This is a genomic window from Micromonospora sp. NPDC049275 (genome assembly GCF_043197115.1).
In the GTDB taxonomy this organism is placed as follows: Bacteria; Actinomycetota; Actinomycetes; order Mycobacteriales; family Micromonosporaceae; genus Micromonospora.
The window spans coordinates 67,968-86,745 of the sequence record NZ_JBICSN010000021.1; the positions used below are offsets into that span (position 1 = coordinate 67,968).

18 protein-coding genes and 4 tRNA genes are annotated in these 18,778 nt (G+C 71.0%); 20 read left to right on the forward strand and 2 right to left on the reverse strand.

From position 1 onward, the window contains the following. Positions 1 to 66 precede the first annotated feature (66 nt). The 9 genes from ACGFIE_RS32330 (at position 67) to ACGFIE_RS32370 (ending at position 9,991) form a co-directional block, all read left to right on the forward strand. Positions 67 to 678 (forward strand): NuoI/complex I 23 kDa subunit family protein, encoded by a 612-nt coding sequence (locus ACGFIE_RS32330; protein ID WP_393302037.1) that lies wholly within the window; start codon positions 67 to 69, stop codon positions 676 to 678. After that, the gene (locus ACGFIE_RS32335; RefSeq protein WP_393302040.1) at positions 675 to 1,241 is read left to right on the forward strand and encodes an NADH-quinone oxidoreductase subunit J; all 567 of its coding nucleotides are present in this window, start codon (positions 675 to 677) and stop codon (positions 1,239 to 1,241) included. Before ACGFIE_RS32330 ends, ACGFIE_RS32335 begins: the two co-directional genes overlap by 4 nt. Next, on the forward strand, positions 1,238 to 1,591 hold the full coding sequence (nuoK, locus tag ACGFIE_RS32340) for an NADH-quinone oxidoreductase subunit NuoK (RefSeq protein WP_393302043.1): 354 nt from the start codon (positions 1,238 to 1,240) through the stop codon (positions 1,589 to 1,591). The genes ACGFIE_RS32335 and nuoK overlap by 4 nt, the downstream gene beginning before the upstream one ends. Beyond that, positions 1,588 to 3,522 (forward strand): NADH-quinone oxidoreductase subunit L, encoded by a 1,935-nt coding sequence (locus ACGFIE_RS32345; protein ID WP_393302046.1) that lies wholly within the window; start codon positions 1,588 to 1,590, stop codon positions 3,520 to 3,522. Before nuoK ends, ACGFIE_RS32345 begins: the two co-directional genes overlap by 4 nt. A 55-nt stretch (positions 3,523 to 3,577) precedes the next feature. Next, positions 3,578 to 5,086, forward strand: coding sequence for a NuoM family protein (locus ACGFIE_RS32350; RefSeq protein ID WP_393302048.1), 1,509 nt, complete (start codon positions 3,578 to 3,580; stop codon positions 5,084 to 5,086). A gap of 40 nt (positions 5,087 to 5,126) precedes the next feature. Beyond that, a complete protein-coding gene (locus ACGFIE_RS32355) occupies positions 5,127 to 6,605 on the forward strand; it encodes an NADH-quinone oxidoreductase subunit N (RefSeq protein ID WP_393302050.1) in 1,479 nt (492 codons plus the stop codon). Between the two features lie 99 nt (positions 6,606 to 6,704). Next, complete coding sequence (gene htpX / locus ACGFIE_RS32360) at positions 6,705 to 7,580, forward strand: zinc metalloprotease HtpX (protein WP_393302053.1); 876 nt, start codon at positions 6,705 to 6,707, stop codon at positions 7,578 to 7,580. Between the two features lie 142 nt (positions 7,581 to 7,722). Next, positions 7,723 to 8,982 carry an MFS transporter gene (locus ACGFIE_RS32365; protein WP_393302056.1) on the forward strand — a complete coding sequence of 420 codons (1,260 nt, stop codon included), beginning with the start codon at positions 7,723 to 7,725 and terminating at the stop codon, positions 8,980 to 8,982. A 655-nt stretch (positions 8,983 to 9,637) separates the two neighbouring features. Continuing rightward, entirely contained in the window at positions 9,638 to 9,991 is a 354-nt protein-coding gene (locus tag ACGFIE_RS32370; protein WP_393302059.1) for a hypothetical protein, read from the forward strand. A gap of 730 nt (positions 9,992 to 10,721) precedes the next feature. Here the strand turns inward: ACGFIE_RS32370 and ACGFIE_RS32375 are convergent. Further along, on the reverse strand, positions 10,722 to 11,216 hold the full coding sequence (locus ACGFIE_RS32375) for a YajQ family cyclic di-GMP-binding protein (protein WP_355053333.1): 495 nt from the start codon (positions 11,214 to 11,216) through the stop codon (positions 10,722 to 10,724). 147 nt (positions 11,217 to 11,363) lie between these two features. Between ACGFIE_RS32375 and ACGFIE_RS32380 the strand changes: the two genes are divergently transcribed. Then, a tRNA-Tyr gene (locus ACGFIE_RS32380) sits at positions 11,364 to 11,447 on the forward strand. 190 nt (positions 11,448 to 11,637) lie between these two features. Here ACGFIE_RS32380 and ACGFIE_RS32385 read toward each other — a convergent pair. After that, positions 11,638 to 11,991 carry a hypothetical protein gene (locus ACGFIE_RS32385; RefSeq protein ID WP_238679519.1) on the reverse strand — a complete coding sequence of 118 codons (354 nt, stop codon included), beginning with the start codon at positions 11,989 to 11,991 and terminating at the stop codon, positions 11,638 to 11,640. Between the two features lie 754 nt (positions 11,992 to 12,745). Here ACGFIE_RS32385 and ACGFIE_RS32390 point away from each other — a divergent pair. The 10 genes from ACGFIE_RS32390 to nusG all read left to right on the forward strand — a co-directional run bounded on the left by ACGFIE_RS32390 (position 12,746) and on the right by nusG (position 18,647). After that, the gene (locus ACGFIE_RS32390; protein WP_393302062.1) at positions 12,746 to 12,883 is read left to right on the forward strand and encodes a hypothetical protein; all 138 of its coding nucleotides are present in this window, start codon (positions 12,746 to 12,748) and stop codon (positions 12,881 to 12,883) included. Positions 12,884 to 12,986: 103 nt separating this feature from the next. Then, entirely contained in the window at positions 12,987 to 15,515 is a 2,529-nt protein-coding gene (locus tag ACGFIE_RS32395) for a putative bifunctional diguanylate cyclase/phosphodiesterase (RefSeq protein ID WP_393302065.1), read from the forward strand. Positions 15,516 to 15,608: 93 nt separating this feature from the next. Continuing rightward, positions 15,609 to 15,681, forward strand: a tRNA-Thr gene (locus ACGFIE_RS32400). Between the two features lie 24 nt (positions 15,682 to 15,705). Next, positions 15,706 to 15,778, forward strand: a tRNA-Met gene (locus tag ACGFIE_RS32405). 132 nt (positions 15,779 to 15,910) lie between these two features. Then, positions 15,911 to 16,078 (forward strand): 50S ribosomal protein L33, encoded by a 168-nt coding sequence (gene rpmG, locus ACGFIE_RS32410; RefSeq protein ID WP_007073056.1) that lies wholly within the window; start codon positions 15,911 to 15,913, stop codon positions 16,076 to 16,078. A gap of 125 nt (positions 16,079 to 16,203) precedes the next feature. After that, positions 16,204 to 16,650: a MaoC family dehydratase N-terminal domain-containing protein gene (locus ACGFIE_RS32415; RefSeq protein ID WP_393302068.1), complete on the forward strand. Its 447-nt coding sequence runs from the start codon at positions 16,204 to 16,206 to the stop codon at positions 16,648 to 16,650. Position 16,651: 1 nt separating this feature from the next. Next, positions 16,652 to 17,044 (forward strand): MaoC family dehydratase, encoded by a 393-nt coding sequence (locus tag ACGFIE_RS32420; protein WP_393302070.1) that lies wholly within the window; start codon positions 16,652 to 16,654, stop codon positions 17,042 to 17,044. A 163-nt stretch (positions 17,045 to 17,207) separates the two neighbouring features. Next, positions 17,208 to 17,280 (forward strand) — tRNA-Trp (locus tag ACGFIE_RS32425). A gap of 212 nt (positions 17,281 to 17,492) precedes the next feature. Continuing rightward, on the forward strand, positions 17,493 to 17,885 hold the full coding sequence (gene secE / locus ACGFIE_RS32430; protein WP_007465334.1) for a preprotein translocase subunit SecE: 393 nt from the start codon (positions 17,493 to 17,495) through the stop codon (positions 17,883 to 17,885). A 39-nt stretch (positions 17,886 to 17,924) separates the two neighbouring features. Next, a complete protein-coding gene (gene nusG / locus ACGFIE_RS32435; protein ID WP_139582412.1) occupies positions 17,925 to 18,647 on the forward strand; it encodes a transcription termination/antitermination protein NusG in 723 nt (240 codons plus the stop codon). Positions 18,648 to 18,778: the final 131 nt, after the last annotated feature.

An 18,778-nucleotide genomic window follows, 5' to 3' on the forward strand; every position in this document is an offset into this window, starting at 1 on the left:
CCCGCGACCACGGTACCGCTCTGGACCTGTGGGTGGTGGTCGCGCGCGCCGGGGCCACAGGGCAGGATGGTCCACATGACCGACCCCAGCGAGCACGGCGGCCCGGCCGGCGGCGCCAGCGAGCGCGGCCTGCCCGGCGCGGGCCTGGTGAAGGGGCTGGCGGTCACCCTCAAGACGATGACCAGCCGCTCGACCACCCAGCAGTACCCGGACGTCGCCCCCGAGCTGCCGCCACGCTCGCGCGGCGTGATCGCGCTGTCCGAGGAGAACTGCACGGTCTGCATGCTCTGCGCCCGTGAGTGCCCGGACTGGTGCATCTACATCGACTCGCACAAGGAGGAGGTGGCGGTGCCCGGCGCCGCCCGCCCCCGCCAGCGCAACGTGCTGGACAAGTTCGACATCGATTTCTCCCTGTGCATGTACTGCGGCATCTGCATCGAGGTCTGCCCGTTCGACGCGCTCTACTGGTCTCCGGAATTCGAGTACGCCGAGTACGACATCAAGGACCTGCTGCACGACAAGGAGCACCTCGGCCAGTGGATGGCCACGGTTCCGCCGCCGCCGGCGCACGACCCGAACGGCGAGCCGGCCAAGGAGGAGACCGCGGCGGCCAAGAAGGCTGCACGTTCCGTCCCACCGGCGCTGCGCCCCGAAGCCGACCCGGGCCCGGCCTCGTGACCGGCGCGGATCTGCTGCTGCTCGCCCTGGGCGCGGTCGCGGTGGGCGCCGGCGTGCTGGTGGTGACCACGAAGCACCTGGTGCGGGCCGGGCTCTACCTGGTGGTCTGCCTGGGCGCGCTGGCCGGCGACTATCTGGTGCTCGGCGCCGAGCTGGTCGCCTGGGTGCAGGTGCTGATCTACGTGGGCGCGGTGGTGGTGCTGCTGTTGTTCGCGGTCATGTTGACGCGGGCTCCGATCGGGGCGTCCGACGACCTGGACCGGCCGGGCTGGCCCGCCGCGCTGATCGGTGGCGGCGCGGGCCTGGGGCTGAGCGTCCTGCTCGTCGACGCGTACCGCTGGAGCACCGTCACGCTGCCCGGCGCGGGCACGGCCGAGCGGCTGGGCGAGCAGATCTTCCGGTCCTGGGTGCTGCCGTTCGAGGTGCTGTCCGTCCTGCTGCTGTCCGCGCTGGTGGGCGCTGTGGTGCTGTCCCGGCCGGACATCGGCCGACCCGCCCCGCGGAGCGGAGGCACGCCGGCGGCGCCGCGGGCGGCCGGCGCGGATTCCGGGGTACGCCGGTGAGGCCCGTCATCCCGTACGTCACCGCGGCGCTGCTGTTCGGCCTCGGCGTGTACGGCGTGCTGCGTCGACGCAACGCCGTGCTGGTGCTGATGGCGGTCGAGCTGATGCTCAACGCGGTCAATCTCATCCTGGTCACCGCGGACACCACGGCCCACGCGGTGCTGCCGCACTCGGGTCAGGTGTTCGCGCTGTTCGTCATCGTGCTGGCCGCCGCGGAGATCGGGGTGGGGCTGGCGATCGTCCTGCAGCTCTATCGTCTGCGGTCCACCGTGGCGGTGGACGACGTGGCGTTGACCGAGCCAGTGGTGTCGGCGCAGCCCGTCGGCCTGGACGCGGAGGCGGGCCGGTGACCGGGCTTCTCGGAGCGGCGCTGCCGGCCGTACCGCTGCTCGCTGGTCTGCTCGGTCTGCTGCTGCCGCCGGCCCCGCGTCGCCCGGGCGGCGCTGCCGGCGGTGACCGGGCCCGGACGGCCGCCGTGACGATCGGCGTGGCCGGCGCTGCCGGCGCGCTGGCGTTGGCCGTCGCCCTGCTGGTGGCTGTCGACGGTCCGACCGAGACGTCGACGACCTGGGTCGACATCGGTGGGCTGAGGGTGACCCTCGGCGTCCGCCTGGACGGCGCCGCCGCGCTGGTCGCCGTCGCGGTCGCCGCGGTAGCCCTGGCCGTGCAGGTCTACTCGATCGGCTACCTGCGGCGCGGCCCCCACGACGACGTCGACGTCGACCACCGCTACCCGCCGTACGCCGCCCAGATCAGCCTCTTCACCGGTGCGATGCTGCTGGTGGTGGTCTCCGGCGACCTGATCATGCTGCTGGTGGGCTGGGAGGTGATGGGCCTCTGCTCGTACCTGCTCATCGCCCACGACCGCCGGCTCGCGGGCGCACCGGCCGCCGCGATGAAGGCGTTCCTGGTGACCCGGGTGGGTGACGTCGGCTTCCTGCTCGGCATCGCGCTGCTCGGCGTGTCGACGGGCAGCTTCCGGATCGCCGACGTGCTCGCGCACGACCACAGCGGTGCGACCCTCACCGCCGCCGGCCTGCTGCTGCTGGCCGGGGTCGCCGGCAAGAGCGCGCAGTTCCCGCTGCACACCTGGCTTCCGGACGCGATGGCCGGCCCGACGCCGATCTCCGCGCTGATCCACGCCGCGACGATGGTGGCCGCCGGCGTGTACGCGGTGACCCGCCTCTACCCGCTGTTCACTGCCGCTGCGGTGACGTTGACAGTGCTCGGGGTGCTCGGCGCGATCACCCTGCTGCTCGGGGCGCTCGCCGCCACCGCCCAGGACGACATCAAGCGGGTGCTGGCCTGGTCGACCGTGTCCCAGCTCGGCTACATGACCGGCGCGTTGGCCGTCGGCTCACCGTCGGCGGCGCTGTTCCACCTGCTCACCCACGCCGCGTTCAAGGCGCTGCTGTTCCTCGCCGCCGGCGCGGTGATCCACTCCGTGGGCACCACGCTGATGTCGGAGATGGGTGGTCTGCGCCGCAGCATGCCCGTGACGTTCTGGTGCACAGTGATCGGCCTCGGGGCCCTCGCCGGTGTGCCGCCACTGGCCGGCTTCTGGAGCAAGGACGGCGTGTTGACTGTCGCCGAGTCGGCCGCGCTGGAGGGCACCGGGCCGGCGCCGTCGTGGGTGGGTTGGCTGGTCTGGCTGGCCGGGTTGGCCGGTGTGGCGATCACCGCCTGGTACGCGGGCCGGCTGTTGCTGCGGGTCTTCTTCGGCGAGCCCCGGCTGCCACTTGTCGCGCCGCACGACCCTCCGGCGGTGTTGCGGTGGCCGGTGGTGCTGTTGGCCGTGCCGGCGGCGCTGCTCGGCCTGGCCGGGTTCGTGGGCGCGTTCGCCGACCGGCTGCGGTTCGCCACCGTGCCGGTCGCCGGTGCGGAGGACGGCCTGGTTCACGTCGGGCCGGCGCTGCTGCTGCCGTTGGCGCTGCTGGCGATCGGCGCGGGTCTGGTCTGGGCGGGCTGGCAGCGGGACAGGGCCGCCGACCCGGCGACCGCGCTGGGTCCGCTGCGGCCGGTCTTCGCCCGCGCGTTCCGGCTCGACGACGTGCAGCACACCCTTGTCGTACGCCCCGTCCGGGCGCTGGCCCGTCTCGCCCGCAGCGGCGACGAGGTGGTGGTCGACGGAGTGGTCGAGGGCAGCGGCCGGGCTGCCTCCGGCCTGGGCGCCGGGCTGGCCGCGCTGCACCGGGCGGCGCTGCCCCGGGCCGCCGCCGGTGTGCTGGCCGGCGCCCTGCTGATCGGCCTGGCCGCCGCACTGCTGGGAGTAATCGAGTGAGCGCGAGGAGTGAGCCGGGTTTGCGAGCCCCGCAGTCGCGAACAGAGGCGAACCGATGACGCTTGGGCAGGTTCTGCTTGTCGCCGTGTTGGTGGTGCCGGCGCTGGGTGCGGTCGCGGTGGCGGCGACTCCCCGGGACCGGGCGGCGCGGATCGTCGGGACTGTCGCGGCGGCGCTGACCCTGCTGGCCGCCGTACCGCTGGTGTTCGGTGGGCGAGGGTGGTTCGCCTGGTCGGCCGGTACGCCCGCGGTGCGCCCCTGGCACCAGGTGGACCTGCCCTGGGTGCCCGGTCTGGCCCTGCGCTTCCACCTCGGCGTCGACGGCATCTCCTGGCCGCTTGTGGTGCTGACCGCGCTGCTCACAGTGCTCTGCTGCGCGTACACCGTGTGGCGCGTGCCGGGCGGCGGCAGCGGTCGGGCGCTGGTGGCCCTGCTGTTGGTGGTCGAGGTGGGCATCCTCGGTACGTTCCTCGCCCTGGACCTGGTGCTGTTCTTCCTCTTCTTCGAGGTCGTCCTCCTCCCGATGTACGCGATCATCGCCGGCTGGGGTGGCGCGGACCGGCGGCGGGCGGCTCGCAAGTTCGCGCTCTACACCCTGTTCGGGTCGGTGCTGCTGCTGGTCGGTGTGTACGTCGTGGTCGCTGCCGCGGGCACCGCCGACGTGGTCGCGCTGACCGGTGGGGGCGGACTGTCCCGGGGCACCCAGTTGGCGGCGTTCACGCTGCTGGCGCTCGCGTTCGCGGTGAAGAGCCCACTCTGGCCGCTGCACTCCTGGCTGCCCGACGCGCACACGCAGGCCCCGACCGTGGGCAGCGTCGTGTTGGCGGGCGTGCTGCTCAAGATGGGCACGTACGGCCTGATCCGGGTGGCGGTGGGGGTGGCTCCGGAGGGCGCCCGCTGGGCCGCGCCGGTGCTCGGCGTGCTGGCGGTCGCCGCGATCCTGGTCGGCTCGCTGGTCTGCCTGGCCCAGGCCGAGGTGAAGCGCCTCATCGCGTACTCCAGCGTGGGCCACATGGGATTCGTGCTGCTGGGCGTCGCCACGCTCACCGCCACCGGCGTCCAGGCGGCCCTGATCGGCAACGTCGCGCACGGCGTGATCACCGGTCTGCTGTTCTTCCTCGCCGGGGCCGTGAAGGACCGCACCGGCACGGGAACGCTCGCCGAGCTGTCCGGGCTGCGGGAGACCGCGCCCCGACTGGCGGGTCTGCTGGCGTTCGCGGCGATCGCGTCGCTCGGCCTGCCCGGGCTGGCCGGCTTCTGGGGGGAGGCGTTCGCGGTGGTCGCGGCGATCCAGGTGGGCGGCGCGCTGTGGACCACTCTCGCGGTGCTGGCGGCGATCGGTGGCGCGCTCACGGCCGCGTACTTCCTGCGGTTGTTGCGTCAGGTCACCCACGGGCGGCCGAGCCCCACGGTGGGCCGGGTCGGTTCCGGCCTGGCCGGCGCGGAGCTGACCGCGTGGGTGCCGCTGGTGCTGCTCGCGCTGGCGATCGGACTGGTCCCGGCGCTGGTCCTCGGCGTCGCCGAGGCGCCCGTCGACGCCCTCATCGAGGTGGTCTCCCGATGAGCGCGACGCGGTGGGTGGACGCGAACGAGGGCGGGTCCGCATGAGCGCCGTGCAGAGCGTGGACAGCGTGGCGTTGCTGCCGGCGTACCTGGCGGCCGGCACCGCCGTACTCGTGCTGGTTGTCGATCTTGTGTTGGCGCGGCCTCGGGCCACCGTCGCGATGGCCGCCCTCGGCGCGCTCGGGACCGCCGTCGGCGCCGCCCTTGTGGGTGCGGGCGACGAGCGGCGCACCTTCTGCGTCGGTCCCGACTGCTCCTGGGTCTTCGGCGGGCGGGCGGCAGTGGTCGCCGCGGTGGTGGCGCTGCTCACCCTGGGCGTCCTCGGGCTGTCGGTACCGGCGCTGCGGGCCGGGCGGTCGCCGGTGGGGGAGTACGCCTTCCTGCTCGCCTGCTCGATGACCGGCGGTGTGGTGCTCGGTGCGGCCGGCGACCTGATCACCCTGATCGTGGCGTTGGAGACGCTGACCCTGCCGCTGTACGTGCTCGTCGGCCTGCGCCGGGGCAGCCTGGCCAGCGCCGAGGCGGCGGTGACGTTCTTCGTGGTGAGCGTGGTGGCCACCACGATCACCCTGCTCGGCGCGGCGCTGCTGTACGCGGTGACCGGTTCGCTGCACCTGGACCGGCTCGGCGCGCTGCTGGCCGAGCGGCCGGACCTGCGCGACCTGCCGTTGACCACCGCCGCGGTGGCGCTGCTGCTGCTCGGGCTGGCGTTCAAGGTGGCGGCGGTGCCGTTCCACGCCTGGGCGCCGGCCACCTACGACGGCGCTCCGCTGCCGGTGGCCGCGTACCTGTCGACGGCGTCGAAGCTGGGCGGCCTCGTCGCGTTGCTGGCAGTGGTGCAGCGGGCGCTGCCGGCGGACCAGACCGGCCCGGTGCTCGCCCTGCTGGCCGTGCTCACGATGACAGTCGGCAATCTGGTGGCGCTGCGCCAGCGGCGTACCGTCCGGCTGCTCGCCTGGTCCTCGGTGGCGCAGGCCGGCTACATCCTTGCCCCGCTGGGCGCGTTGGCGCTGGCCGCCGGCCGCACGGGCGAGGCGCGGTCCGCCGCGTACGCCGCCGCGGTGGCGTACGCCGTCTTCTTCGTGGTGTTGGAGCTGGCCGCGTTCGCCGGGGTGACCGCGCTGCGCCCGGCGGGCGCGGACGGCGGCACGCTTGACGACCTGCGCGGAGCGGCCCGCCGGCACCCGTGGCGGGGCGCGGCGCTCGGCCTCGCGCTCGTGGGTCTGGCCGGGCTGCCGCCGGGCCTGGCCGGCCTGTTCGCGAAGGTGACAGTGGTCAGGTCCCTGCTCGACGGCGGAGCGGCCTGGCTGGCGCTCGTGGTGGCGCTGAACGCGGTGATCGGGTTGGCCTACTACCTGCGGGTGACCGCAGGCCTGTGGGCGCCGACGGCGACACCGGGTGCCGTGGTTCCGGTCGTACCGGCGGGGGGCGTGGTGGCGGTGGTGCTGGCGGTGGCCACGGTGGCCGCCGTGGTGCTCGGCGTCGCCCCGCAGTTGGTGCTCGACCTCGCCGGGCGCTGAGTCTCAGTCAACTCTCAGCGTTGAGACGGATGGTTGACGGGTACCGGGTTGTTGAACCGGTCAGCGGATCCCGGCGATCCGTGCACCGAAGGAGAGATCGTGCACCACAACCGTCTGAAGACCGCCGCGCTGCTCGGTCTGCTCACCGCCCTGATCCTCGCGGTGGGCTACGGGTTCGGCGGCAGTGGCGGCCTGGTCATCGCCGTCCTCATCTCACTTGTCATGAACGGCATTTCCTACTTCTACTCCGACAAGCTCGCGCTGCGCTCGATGCGGGCGCAACCGGTCAGCGAGGCGCAGTTCCCCGAGCTGTACCGGATGGTGCGCGAGCTGGCGACGGAGGCCCGGCAGCCCATGCCGCGCCTGTACGTCAGCCCGACCGCCCAGCCCAACGCGTTCGCCACCGGGCGTAACCCGCAGCACGCGGCGGTCTGCGTGACCCAGGGCATCACCGAGATCCTTGATTACCGGGAGCTGCGGGGTGTGATCGGGCACGAGCTGTCCCACGTCTACAACCGGGACATCCTGATCTCCAGCGTCGCGGCCGGTCTGGCCGGCATCATCACCTTCCTGGCGAACATCGCCTGGTTCATCCCGCTGGGCGGTGGGGACGACGAGGACTCGCCGAACCCGGCCGTGCTGCTGCTGACCCTGATCCTCGGCCCGATCGCGGCCACCGTGATCCAGTTGGCGATCAGCCGCAGCCGCGAGTTCCAGGCGGACCAGTCGGGTGCCGAGCTGAGCCGCGACCCGCTGGCCCTGGCGAGCGCCCTGCGCAAGATCGACGCCGTGGCCCGGCGACGCCCGCTGCCCGCCCAGGGCACGCTCACCAGCACCGCCCACCTGATGATCGCCAACCCGTTCTCCGGTGGCGCCGTGGCCGCGCTCTTCTCCACCCACCCGAAGATGGAGGACCGGGTCGCCCGCCTGGAGCGGATGGCCGCCAACTCCGGACCGGTGCAGTTCCAGCGCTGACCTTTCTGCCCTCCGCCCGTACCCGCGATGCAGCGGGTGCGGGCGGAGTGCTGTGTCGGGGCCGATATCCGGTACAGCCCGAAGACCCGGCGGCGTTAGGGTCGTAACCGCTCACACTCGTTACATCCTGGGGAGGTTCACGGTGGCCGCGCTGCGTCAGTACCTGGGTGTCTGGCGGATCCCCGGTGCGCCGATCCTGCTGGTCACCGGCATCATCGGGCGACTCGGAATCGGCATGACGCCGCTGGCGCTGCTGCTGGTGGTCGAGCAGGTGACCGGCCGGTACGCCCTGGCCGCCGTCGCCGGCGGCATCTACGCCGTCGCCGGCGCCGCGCTCAGCCCGGTGGCCGGGCGGATCGCCGACCGCGTCGGCCCGAGCCCGGTGCTGCTTGTCACCGCCGTGGCCCACCCGCTGGCACTCACCGGACTGCTGCTGGCCAGCCGCTCGGGCGACGACGCCCTCGCCGCCATCTACCTGACGGCCGGTGTCGCCGGTGCGACGTACCCGCCGCTCAGCGCCGCCATCCGCGGCGCCTGGAACGAGCTGACCAGCCCCGCCTCCGGCCGGTACGCCCTGCGCAACACCGCCCTGGCCGCGGAAACCTCACTCTTCGAGATCGTGTTCGTGCTCGGCCCGCTGCTCGTGGCCGGTTTCGTGCTCGTCGCCGACGCGGCCGCCGCGCTGATCGGGGCGGCAGTGGTCACCCTGGTGGGCACCACCGCCGTGGCCCTCGGCCGGGTGATGCGCGGCTGGCGTCCGCACCCGCGCGAACACCACGCCCGTGGACTCGGCCCGCTGCGGGTCGGCGGCTTTCCGGCCCTGCTGGTCTGCGTGGCCGGACTGGGCATCGCGTTCGGGGCCGCCGGTGTGATCGTCCCGGCCTACGCCGGCAACGCCACCACCGGGGATCCGGAGAGCCTGGCCGGGCTGCTCCTGGCGCTCTGGGGGATCGGCAGCGCGATCGGCGGATTCTCGTTCGGTGTCCGCCGGCCGGCGCCGAACATGACAAGGCAGTTCGCCCTGCTGCTCGGCGCGCTGGCCGGCACCTTCGTGGTGTTCGCCGTGATGCCCACGCCACTGGCGCTGGGTGTCGCGCTTGTCGTCGGCGGGGCCACCATCGCGCCGGCGCTGACCCTGGAAAACACCCTGGTCGGCCGGATCGCCCCGGCGGGCATGCTGAACGAGGCGTACACCTGGGTCGTCACGGTCGCCGTGGCGGCGAGCGCCGCCGGCGGCGCGGTGGCCGGCCTGATCGTGGACCGCGCCGGCGGCGTTCCGTGGGCCTTCGTCTTCGCGGGGGCCGCGGTGGCCGTCGGGGCCGCGGTCGCCGCGCTGCCCGCCGGGCCCATCGCCCGGGCAGAAGCCTCGGCGGTACGCGCCGAAGAGCTCATCCCCGTCTGACCCCTCACCGACCGGCTCGGTCCGGTCAGGCCCGCGCCTTGATCGACTCGGTCCGGCCCCGCGCCTTGGTCGACTCGGTCCGGTCCCACGCCTTGATCGACTCGGGTTCCTGCAAGTCGCGGTGTCCCGTTGACGAGGACGCCCCGATATCCAGAAACCCGAGTCGATCTCAGTGGATGTGCTCAGGTGCTGCTCGGGGCCTGGGTGCTCATGTTCGGCGACCCGGGCGGCGCGCGCGTGCGGTTGGCGCCGCCCCCCGGCGAGACCGAACGCTGGTACCGCGTCGCCCGCTGACGAGCGGCGACTACCGGTAGTTGGTGAACTGGAGGGATGCCGCCCACTACCAGCCGGAAGACGACCATGATTGCCGCTGGGCCGTCGCCAGGCCGTCCGAGGGTGACCCGAGCACCTTGTCGACAGCGCGCCGCGTGCGGTCCTCGCTGGTCGGCATCAAGGCGGTCCGAGACGGGCGGCACGCGGCGGGGGCGCAACGACTCCGAGATGGCCGGGGCGGTCCGCGCCTCGGTGGGCGGGTCGGCGGCAGACAGGATGGCAGGCGCGGCTTGCGGGGATTGCTGACGACCTCCGGCGAGCATCCGTCTGCCCGGTATCCTGCGTCCCTCCCCGGCAAGAGAGTTGACTACGTGGAGGAAGCGTGGGATACGAGATTCACATCAGCCGAGCCGAGGAGTACTACGAGAGCGAAGGGCAGCCGATCACCCTGCCCGAATGGCAGTCCTACGCGGACGGCAATCCCGCGCTCAGCGTAGGCGGATGGCTTGGTTGGGATGAGGACCGTCAGCCCATCTACGAATACACCTGCGCGGACGGAAGCCCGGTTTCCCTGACCTGGTTCGAGGGTGCGATCGACATCAAGGGTCATTTCGAGGGCGACCCCTACCGCGAGTTCGGAACTTTCGCCGAGGACTTGCAGGCCAATCTCCAAGGCGACGACGGTGAGCGGTACACGGCGAACGGTGTTCTTCTGCCTGACCGACTAACTGAGTGACGATCAGGGCGGACGCGGGCGGACAACGACGGACGATGGGGGATGGCCTCGGCAGGCCAAGGTCCCGCCCGTTCCTGGTCAGCAGCCTGAGTGGGTTGCCTGGGGGTCAAGGGGTCGCTTTTGACGTCTATAGGAGCATCGGGATAGCAGGCGAGCCGTGTGCTGGCTAGAGGCCGCGCAGCGCCTCGTAAAGGTCGTCGCCGTAGTACGCCCAACATGACAGAGAACCGTCGGCGTTAATGCTGCCCATATACCAGCCGTCATCGGCTACATGAGCGAGGCAAAGACCGCTGAAACCTAGTACGAGGTCCGGCAAGATCGGGTTGTAACCCGAGCCTGGCTGCCAGACTGCCGCTGGTTGGTTCGCCGGTAGAACGACGGCAGTTTCGGACCCAGATACATGGCGGATGCGCTCCAAGGTCCAGCCGTGAGGAAGGGGCAGAGTCATGCCTCATGATCGCAGTCCGTGCGGAGGAGCAGGCTGGCCCTTGGGCACGCCAGACGTTGGCGGAGTGCCCGACCCGTCGGCTATGCGCGACGCCCCGGTCGCAGTCGTAGGGTTCGCTAGTAGGGGACCAGCAAGCTTCGGGCGTGCCGACGAGGACCTGGTCTAGGTCGTCATCAGGCCGTCGGAGGCCGATCGCGAGCCACCAACGACGACCATTGGTGATGACATCCGCCCAGGTGACAAGGCGTGGCCGGCCCGATGACCAGGCCGCCCGCAGCCTTCTTACCTGTAGTTGGTGAACTGGAGGGCGACGCCGAAGTCCTCGCCCTTGAGCAGCGAGATGACCGCCTGGAGGTCATCGCGCTTCTTGCCGGTGACGCGCAGCTGGTCACCCTGGATCTGCGCCTGGACGCCCTTGGGGCCCTCGTCGCGGATCTTCTTGCTGATCGCCTTGGCCTTGTCCGTCTCGATGCCCTGGATCACCTTGCAGTCGATCTTGAACACCTTGCCGGACGGGCGCGCCTCACCGGCGTCGAGCGACTTCAGCGAGATGTTCCTCTTGACCAGCTTCTCCTTGAAGACGTCCAGCGCGGCGCGGACCCGCTCCTCGGTCTCCGCCTGGAGGCCGATCGCCTCCTCGCCCGACCAGGAGATCTCCGCGCCCGTGCCGCGGAAGTCGAACCGCGTCGCGAGCTCCTTCTCGGCCTGCCGGAGGGCGTTGTCGACCTCCTGGCGGTCGACCTTGCTCACGATGTCGAATGACGGGTTCGCTGGCATGCTTCTGCTCCTGCTGTCGGGCGGTCCGGGCGTGCCGTCGGCCGCCGACCAGCGGCACGACCCCCTGACCGTACCCGGTTGCGCCGGTCCCGGGGTGAGCCGCTATCCTTGCTTCCGCCGCCGCGTTACGACGCGGTGGGGTGCCCTGGCGGGTTGCCCGAGCGGCCAATGGGAGCGGACTGTAAATCCGTCGCGAAAGCTTCAGAGGTTCGAATCCTCTACCCGCCACCAGGTGCAGACACGGCCCCTGACCAGCAGAGATGCTGATCGGGGGCCGTTGTCGTTGATCTAGCCGAGTCCGGCTGAGTCCACGCGTTGACGACTGGTTGTGGGCAGATGGTGGCAGATCGGTCTTGCCCCTGAGGGCTCTACTGGGCTGCGGGGTCATCCGATGGCGGCCACCCTCGTCGCCGGCCGGCGGCTACCGGAACTCGTGCACGACCTCGATCAGTCCGACGATGTGAGCGTTGAACTCGTCCAGCTCCTCGGCCGGCACCCACAACTCCAGAATGGTCTTACCGCCTGCCTGGCGGACCGGGTAGCGGCTCAGAAACTCCGACTCGACCCGGAAGCGGGTCACGTAGCCGACGCCGGACGCGGGCACGTTCCAGTCCCGGGCGATCATCACCGCGTAGTCCTCGTTCAGGACCGGATAGAAGATCGGCTGATCAGGCAGGCGCGGCGGCCACGCCCGCCAACCCGACTCGCGGACGAGATCCAGCTCTTTCGGCCCGGTTGGGCGCCACAGCACCGTCGTACCGTCATCGCTGTTCATGCCGACCTCGCCGCTCGGATCCTGGGTGAGCCCGGACAGTACCGGCGGGCCGGCACCCGAGACCACCGCATTCGACGCGCGGTAGGGGTGGACCGATGACGGCTCCGACCCTGCCCGGCCTCGAAGCGCTCCCGGCCTCGGTTGCTCCTCGGCCGGGGCCGCGGGCGGGTGGAGACGCGGGCCGTCGTTCGTCCGGCCGGTCCGACTGGCAATGACGGCGATCCCACGAGCGGCCCGGACTGAAGGTCGATCAGCTCGCCTGCCAGGGGGTGGCTTCCCAGGTTGCGAACTGGTGCGCGGGGTGGGCGGTGGCGCGGAGCCGTCCGATCTGGGACTCTCGCCATCCGGGCTGTGCCACGAGCTGCGAAAGTCTGCCGTCCGGAGTATCGGAAAGGAATCCGTCAGGGTGCTGGCGTGCTGGCGCAGACCGAGTATGGTGGTCGATGGTCGGACCCGCAGCGCAGCGCGAGCTGGCCGACTGAGCCTGTCACTGACAGTAACCGCCACGCAGGATCAGCCGGCTCTGCCACGGCCGGGCCGAATTGTGGCGAAGGTCGTAATCCACGCTGTGTGAAGCGATGAGCTGGCTCGAAGGCCTGTGATCTGGTCCCGCGTGACGAGGGCGGTGGGCCGAACGGCGGGAAGTCACGGACGGTGGGGTCAGTCCGGGCCTCCGCTACTTTTCTGGCTGTCGGTGCTGTGGCACGATCGTGGAATCTCCATCAACGCTGCAAATCTTCCGACAGGAGCGATCATGTCTGGTCGTAGGTTGGGCCGACTGCTTGGCTCATTTTTCGTTCTCGCCGCACTCTTCGTCGGCGGTGTCGGCAGTGTCGACCTCGGCGGCAAGCCGGGGGATATCGTGCAGACCGCAGATCTCATCTGGCAGTGAGCCTGGTTCCGACCCTGTCGTGGTGAACGGGCTGTTGCGCGCCGGTGACGGGACGTCTCGCGACGGTGCCGTGACCGGCGCGGTGCCAATCTGAAGGAGCACCATGATTGGTCGCGGTCAGCCCCGGCGCAGATCGTCGGAAGACGCCTGGATCATCACCGCGCCTCTCACGTTGGTCGCGATCTCCTGCGCGACCGTCACCGGATTGGTCGCGCCGGAGCCGTTCGGTGACTGGCCGGCGGCGGCTCTCCTGCTCGTCCTCATGATTGCGGCGGGGTTGCCGCTGCTGAGCCTGGTCGTTCGGCGCCAGACCCTGGGTGTCACGCTCACCGAGCTGCCGCTGGTGCTCGCGCTCTACTTCCTGCCGCCGTTGACGGTGGTGGTCATCTACACGTTGACCTCACTCATCACCCACACTCGGCAGCGGCTGTCGGCCCCCAAGGTGTGGTTCAACGTGGCGCGGGCCGCAGCGGGGACCTCTCTGGCCGTCCTCGTTCTCCAGGCGCTTCCGCCCATCGACGGGGTGGGCCCGCGCACCTGGGGCAGCATCTTCGCTGCCGTCAGCATGGTGATTCTCATGAGCTACGCCAGCGTGGTGGCCGTGCACACGCTGCTGCACGGGTGGCAGACCGGGCGCGGGGCGTTGCGTACGGCCAAGCCGGTGCTGCTGACCGCGGCGATCAACGTGTCGGTCGGCCTGATCGTGCTGATCCTGGTGCGGAGCACGTGGTGGTCGCTGCTCCTGCTCGCCGCCCTCGGCGTCGGCCTCGCCCTGGTCTATCGGGCCTACTCCCAGTTCTTCCGCCAGCACCGCACCCTCACCGACCTGTACGACCTCACCCGGGCAGTGGTCGAGAGTGGGCAGAGCGGCACCCTGGCGGACGCGTTGCTCGGACGGGTCCGTGCCCTGATGCAGGCGGAGTACGCGACGCTCTGGCTCCCGGCACAGGGGCGGCATCCGGAGACGCTGTTGACCGCCCGGGTGGACGACCCCGGTCTGCTCGACCTGGCGCTCACCCCGCCCGCGATGCGGGAGCGGGTCCGCGACAACCGGCGCACGGTTGCTGTCGGCCGCGGCGTGACCACCGACGGGGAGTTCCGCGCCGACCTCGCGGAACGGCGGATCAAGGACGCGGTGGTGGTGCCGCTGCGGTCCGGTCAGGTCGTCATCGGCACCCTCGAGGTGGCCAATCGCCTCGGTGACGGCAACAACTTCACGGCCACGGACATCGCGGTCTTCGAGACGGTGGCCGCGCACGCGGCAGTGGCCCTGGAGAATTCCCGCCTGGTCGATCGGCTGCGACACGACGCGTACCACGACGCGCTGACCAAGCTGCCCAATCGACGGCGGGCCACCGGCGCGCTCGAGGAATCGGTCAAGATCCGTACCGACGACGAGGTGGTGGCGCTGCTGCTCTTCGACGTCGACGGGCTGCGGCAGGTCAACGAGTCCCTCGGCCACGCGGCCGGGGACAAGGTCCTCGTCGAGGTGGCGAGCCGGCTGCGGGCCAGTGCGCCGTCGTCGGCCCTGGTCGGCCGCGCCGGCGGGGACGAGTTCCTGGTGACGCTGCGGTTGGAGAGCGCCGACGCGGCGTTGGAGATGGCCGCCCAGTTACGCGAGCAGATCCGCGACGAGATGGTGTTCAACGCGCTCACCCTCGACGTGGACACCGCCGTCGGGGTGGCCGTGTATCCCGATCACGGCAGTGACGCGGCGACCCTGCTGCAACGGGTCGACCTGGCGGCCACGGCGGCCAAGTCGGTGCCGGGCAGCGTGCAGTTGTTCAACCCGGCTCTGGAGTCCCGGTCCCTGCGCCGGTTGGGTCTGGCCGGCGACCTGCGCCGCGCGCTGGACCAGGACGAGCTGGAGGTCTACTTCCAGCCCAAGGTGACCCTGGGGGACCGGCGTCTGGTCGGTGTCGAGTGTCTGGCCCGGTGGGAGCATCCGACCCACGGCACCGTCGCTCCCGAGGACTTCGTGGCGGTGGCCGCGCACACCGGCCAGTTGAGCCGGCTGACCGAGGTGGTGCTCCGCGAGGGGTTGCGGCGCAGCCGAGACTGGGCCCAGGCCGACCAGCCGCTGCCCATCGCGGTGAACCTCGCCGCCCGTTCGCTGACCGACCAGCACTTCCCGGACCGGGTGCAGGAGCTGTTGACCGAGTACGGGGTGCCGGCGCAGCGCCTCACCCTGGAGATCACCGAGTCGGGGGTCCTGGACGGCACGGACCGACCGATCCCGACGCTGCGCAGGCTCCGCGATCTCGGCGTCCGGCTGTCGGTGGACGACTTCGGCACCGGTGACTCCTCGCTCGCCCATCTGCGCCGCCTGCCGGTGCACGAGGTGAAGGTGGACCGGTCCTTCGTGCAGGGCATGGCGACCGATCCGGGGGACCTGGCGATCGTCAACGCGGTGGTGACGCTCTCCCAGCAGTTCGGTCTGGCCGTGGTCGCCGAGGGTGTGGAGAGCGAGCTGACCCTGGAGCTCCTTCAGGACATCGGGTGCGAGATCGGCCAGGGCTTCCTGTTCAGTAGGCCGCTGCCGTACGAGCGGTTGGCGGCCTGGTTCGGCGCTCAGGTCGACCCCGAAACGATCTCCGGCGCCGAGCTTCCGCGCCTGCGTGTCGTGCCCTGAGCTGGGTGTAGACGATCACCGGGGATCCGATTTCACCTGCCGACCCGGGCCGTGTACTCTTACTTCTGCGCGCCCCACGGGGAGATCGCGCAGGCCCCCTTAGCTCAGTCGGCAGAGCGTCTCCATGGTAAGGAGAAGGTCTACGGTTCGATTCCGTAAGGGGGCTCGAGGGTTCAGCTGGACCCACCGCGGCGGTGTAGCTCAGATGGCAGAGCAAGCGGCTCATAATCGCTGTGTCGCCGGTTCAAGTCCGGCCACCGCTACTCTCGTCTTCCGGGCTCGTTCCCGGTGGTCGTTGAGGTGGGCGCCACTGGCGCCCACTTTGCATGTCCGCGCTGTCAGCGTCTAGGCTGACGCGTCGTAGTTGTTTCCGTTAGCGAGGAAGGCACTCCGCCGTGGCGAAGGCTACCGATGTCCGGCCGAAGATCACTTTGGCGTGTGTGGAGTGCAAGGAGCGCAACTACATCACGCGCAAGAACCGCCGGAACGACCCCGACCGCATCGAGCTGAAGAAGTTCTGCCCGCGCGACGGCCGGCACACGGTTCACCGCGAGACCCGCTGATCTCTGACCGGCACACGCCGGTCATTGACGAAGCCTTTCCAATCGCCGATCTGACCGGCACGTCGCGGTTCCGCCGCAGCCTGCCGACCGGATCGGCGATTGTGCTTTCCGTGTAGGTTCGCGGCATGTCTCTGGACCCTTCCTTCGTCGGCCGGACGTATCCGCCGACCGCCCCCTATCAGGTGGGCCGAGAAAAGATCCGTGAGTTCGCCACGGCCATCGGGGCCACCGACGCGGCCCACCACGACCCGGTGGCGGCGCAGGCGCTGGGCCACCCGGACGTGGTCGCCCCGCCGACCTTCCCGGTGATCGTCACCATGGCGGCGAGCCGTCAGATCATCGAGGACCCGGTCCTGGGCGTGGACTACAGCCGGCTGGTGCACGGCGACCAGCGGTTCGCGTACACCCGGCCGGTGGTCGCGGGCGACGAGCTGGTCTGCACGAACACCATCGAGGACGTCAGCAACAGGGGCGGGCACGGCTTCCTGACCACCCGCACGGACGTGAGCACCGTCGACGGGGAACCGGTGGTCGCCGTCTGGGCCCGGTACGTCATTCGCGGGGAGGCCTGAGATGGAGTTGCCAGTCAAGACGTTCCGGGTGACCCGGGCGGACCTGGTCCGCTACGCCGGCGCCTCGGGTGACTTCAACCCGATCCACTGGAGCGACCGGGTCGCCACGAAGGTGGGGCTGCCCGGGGTGATCGCGCACGGCATGTTCACGATGGCCCTGGTCGGTCGGGCGGTCGCCGAGTGGGCCGGCACGCCCGACGCGGTGGTCGAGTACGGCGTCCGCTTCACCCGACCGGTGGTGGTCCCCGACGACGACCAGGGGACCGAGATCGAGGTCACCGCGAAGGTCCGTGAGGTGACCGAGGCCGGGCTGACCCGGCTCGATGTGACGGCGACCTGTCTGGGCGAGAAGGTCGTCTCGCAGGCGCGGGCAACCATCCGCACAGCGAGCTGAACCGCCCCGGCGGCGGTCGGCGACGACACGCCGGATCAGGTCCGCCACGCGTGGCGGGGAGACCGGTTGGGAAAGTCGGGCGCCTACCCGTACACTGGTCCGCCGTGGGGCAAGTGACCCCTGCACGGTCGTCTGTGACCGCGTGGGGCGAGTGTTGCCGCACAGGGGTGTAGCTCAATTGGCAGAGCAGCGGTCTCCAAAACCGCAGGCTGCAGGTTCAAGTCCTGTCACCCCTGCGCCTCAGGCCTGACCGTTCCCGTGGGTCGCGCCGCCGACAAGGCGGCGTCCGGCCCGTGGTGGTGGCATCGGCGGGGTGGTTCCGAGGCATTCGGGCCCCCGGTTGATCCACCGGCCGCGGCCCGTCGCGGGACGGTTTGGCCCGGCTGGCGTGACCAGCGCCGCGCACGCCGCCCGGCGTGCGACCCGAGATTCCGCGACGGAGGGCGAAGTGGCCGACAACAAGCGGCGCGGCGAGGACGCCGGCGACGATCGTCTGGACGACGAGGTCGTCGACGACGTAGCCGACGACGACGCCACCAGCGCGGACGAGCCGGTCTCCCGGGGAGGCACCGCGACGCGGTCCCGCGCCCGGGCGGAATCGGCGGACAGCCGGCCGACCACGAGGTCGGAAACCGGTCGGGTGGGCGTGTTCGGCCGCATCGCCCGGTTCTTCCGCGAGGTCGTTGCCGAACTGCGTAAGGTCATCTGGCCGACCCGCAAGGAGTTGCTGACGTACACCGCCGTGGTGGTCACGTTCGTCGCGGTGATGCTGACGATCGTGGGCGTGCTGGACTACGGCTTCGCCAAGGTCGTGTTGTTCGTCTTCGGCAACTCGGACTGACCGGCTGTCTCCAGCCGATAGTGACGGAAGTGAGCGAGCGTGCCTGAGTACGACGAGACCGCCGGACCGGTGGACGAGCAGTCCACGGTCGCGACGGCGGCTGGTGACGAGTCGGTTGAGGCCGCCAGCGAGCCGGAGTTCCCCACCACCGAGCCTGAGCCGGACGAGGAGTACGACCCGGTCGCCGAGCTGCGGCAGAAGCTGCGCTACGCACCGGGTGACTGGTACGTGGTGCACTCGTACGCCGGTTACGAGAACAAGGTGAAGACCAACCTCGAGACCCGGATCACGAGCCTCGACATGGAGGACTTCATCTACCAGGTCGAGGTGCCGACCCGGGAAGAGGTCGAGGTCAAGAACGGTAAGCGTTCCCAGATCCAGGCCAAGGTCTTCCCGGGCTACATCCTCGTCCGGATGGAGCTGACCGCCGAGTCCTACTCGTGTGTCCGCAACACCCCGGGTGTGACCGGCTTCGTGGGCGCGACCGACCGGGCCGACCGGCCCGCGCCGCTCTCCCTCGACGAGGTGCTGAAGTGGCTGGCGCCGGCCGTCGAGACCGAGCAGAAGAAGGCCAAGCCGGAGATCAAGGTCCTCGACTTCGAGGTCGGCGACTCGGTCACCGTCACCGACGGCGCGTTCGCGTCGCTGCCGGCCACGATCAGCGAGATCAACGCCGACCAGCAGAAGCTCAAGGTGTTGGTGTCGATCTTCGGCCGGGAGACCCCGGTGGAGCTCAACTTCAACCAGGTCGCCAAGATCTGACCGGTCGTGGGGGGGGGGGGCGGCCCCCCCCCCCCCGGGGGGGGGCCCGCCCCCCCCCCGGCCCCCCCCCCCGGGGGCGGGGGGGCGGGGGCGGGGGGGGGGGGGGGGGGGGGGCGCCCCCCCGGGCGGGG

What these genes read in the sequence shown, in the direction of transcription:
- ACGFIE_RS32330 (WP_393302037.1), top strand. Translation starts at nt 67, where the DNA reads ATGGTCCACATGACCGACCCCAGCGAGCACGGCGGCCCGGCCGGCGGC.
- ACGFIE_RS32350 (WP_393302048.1), top strand. Translation starts at nt 3,578, where the DNA reads ATGACGCTTGGGCAGGTTCTGCTTGTCGCCGTGTTGGTGGTGCCGGCG.
- ACGFIE_RS32355 (WP_393302050.1), top strand. Translation starts at nt 5,127, where the DNA reads ATGAGCGCCGTGCAGAGCGTGGACAGCGTGGCGTTGCTGCCGGCGTAC.
- ACGFIE_RS32375 (WP_355053333.1), bottom strand. Translation starts at nt 11,216, where the DNA reads ATGCCAGCGAACCCGTCATTCGACATCGTGAGCAAGGTCGACCGCCAG.
- ACGFIE_RS32385 (WP_238679519.1), bottom strand. Translation starts at nt 11,991, where the DNA reads ATGAACAGCGATGACGGTACGACGGTGCTGTGGCGCCCAACCGGGCCG.
- ACGFIE_RS32390 (WP_393302062.1), top strand. Translation starts at nt 12,746, where the DNA reads ATGTCTGGTCGTAGGTTGGGCCGACTGCTTGGCTCATTTTTCGTTCTC.
- ACGFIE_RS32395 (WP_393302065.1), top strand. Translation starts at nt 12,987, where the DNA reads ATGATTGGTCGCGGTCAGCCCCGGCGCAGATCGTCGGAAGACGCCTGG.
- ACGFIE_RS32415 (WP_393302068.1), top strand. Translation starts at nt 16,204, where the DNA reads ATGTCTCTGGACCCTTCCTTCGTCGGCCGGACGTATCCGCCGACCGCC.
- ACGFIE_RS32420 (WP_393302070.1), top strand. Translation starts at nt 16,652, where the DNA reads ATGGAGTTGCCAGTCAAGACGTTCCGGGTGACCCGGGCGGACCTGGTC.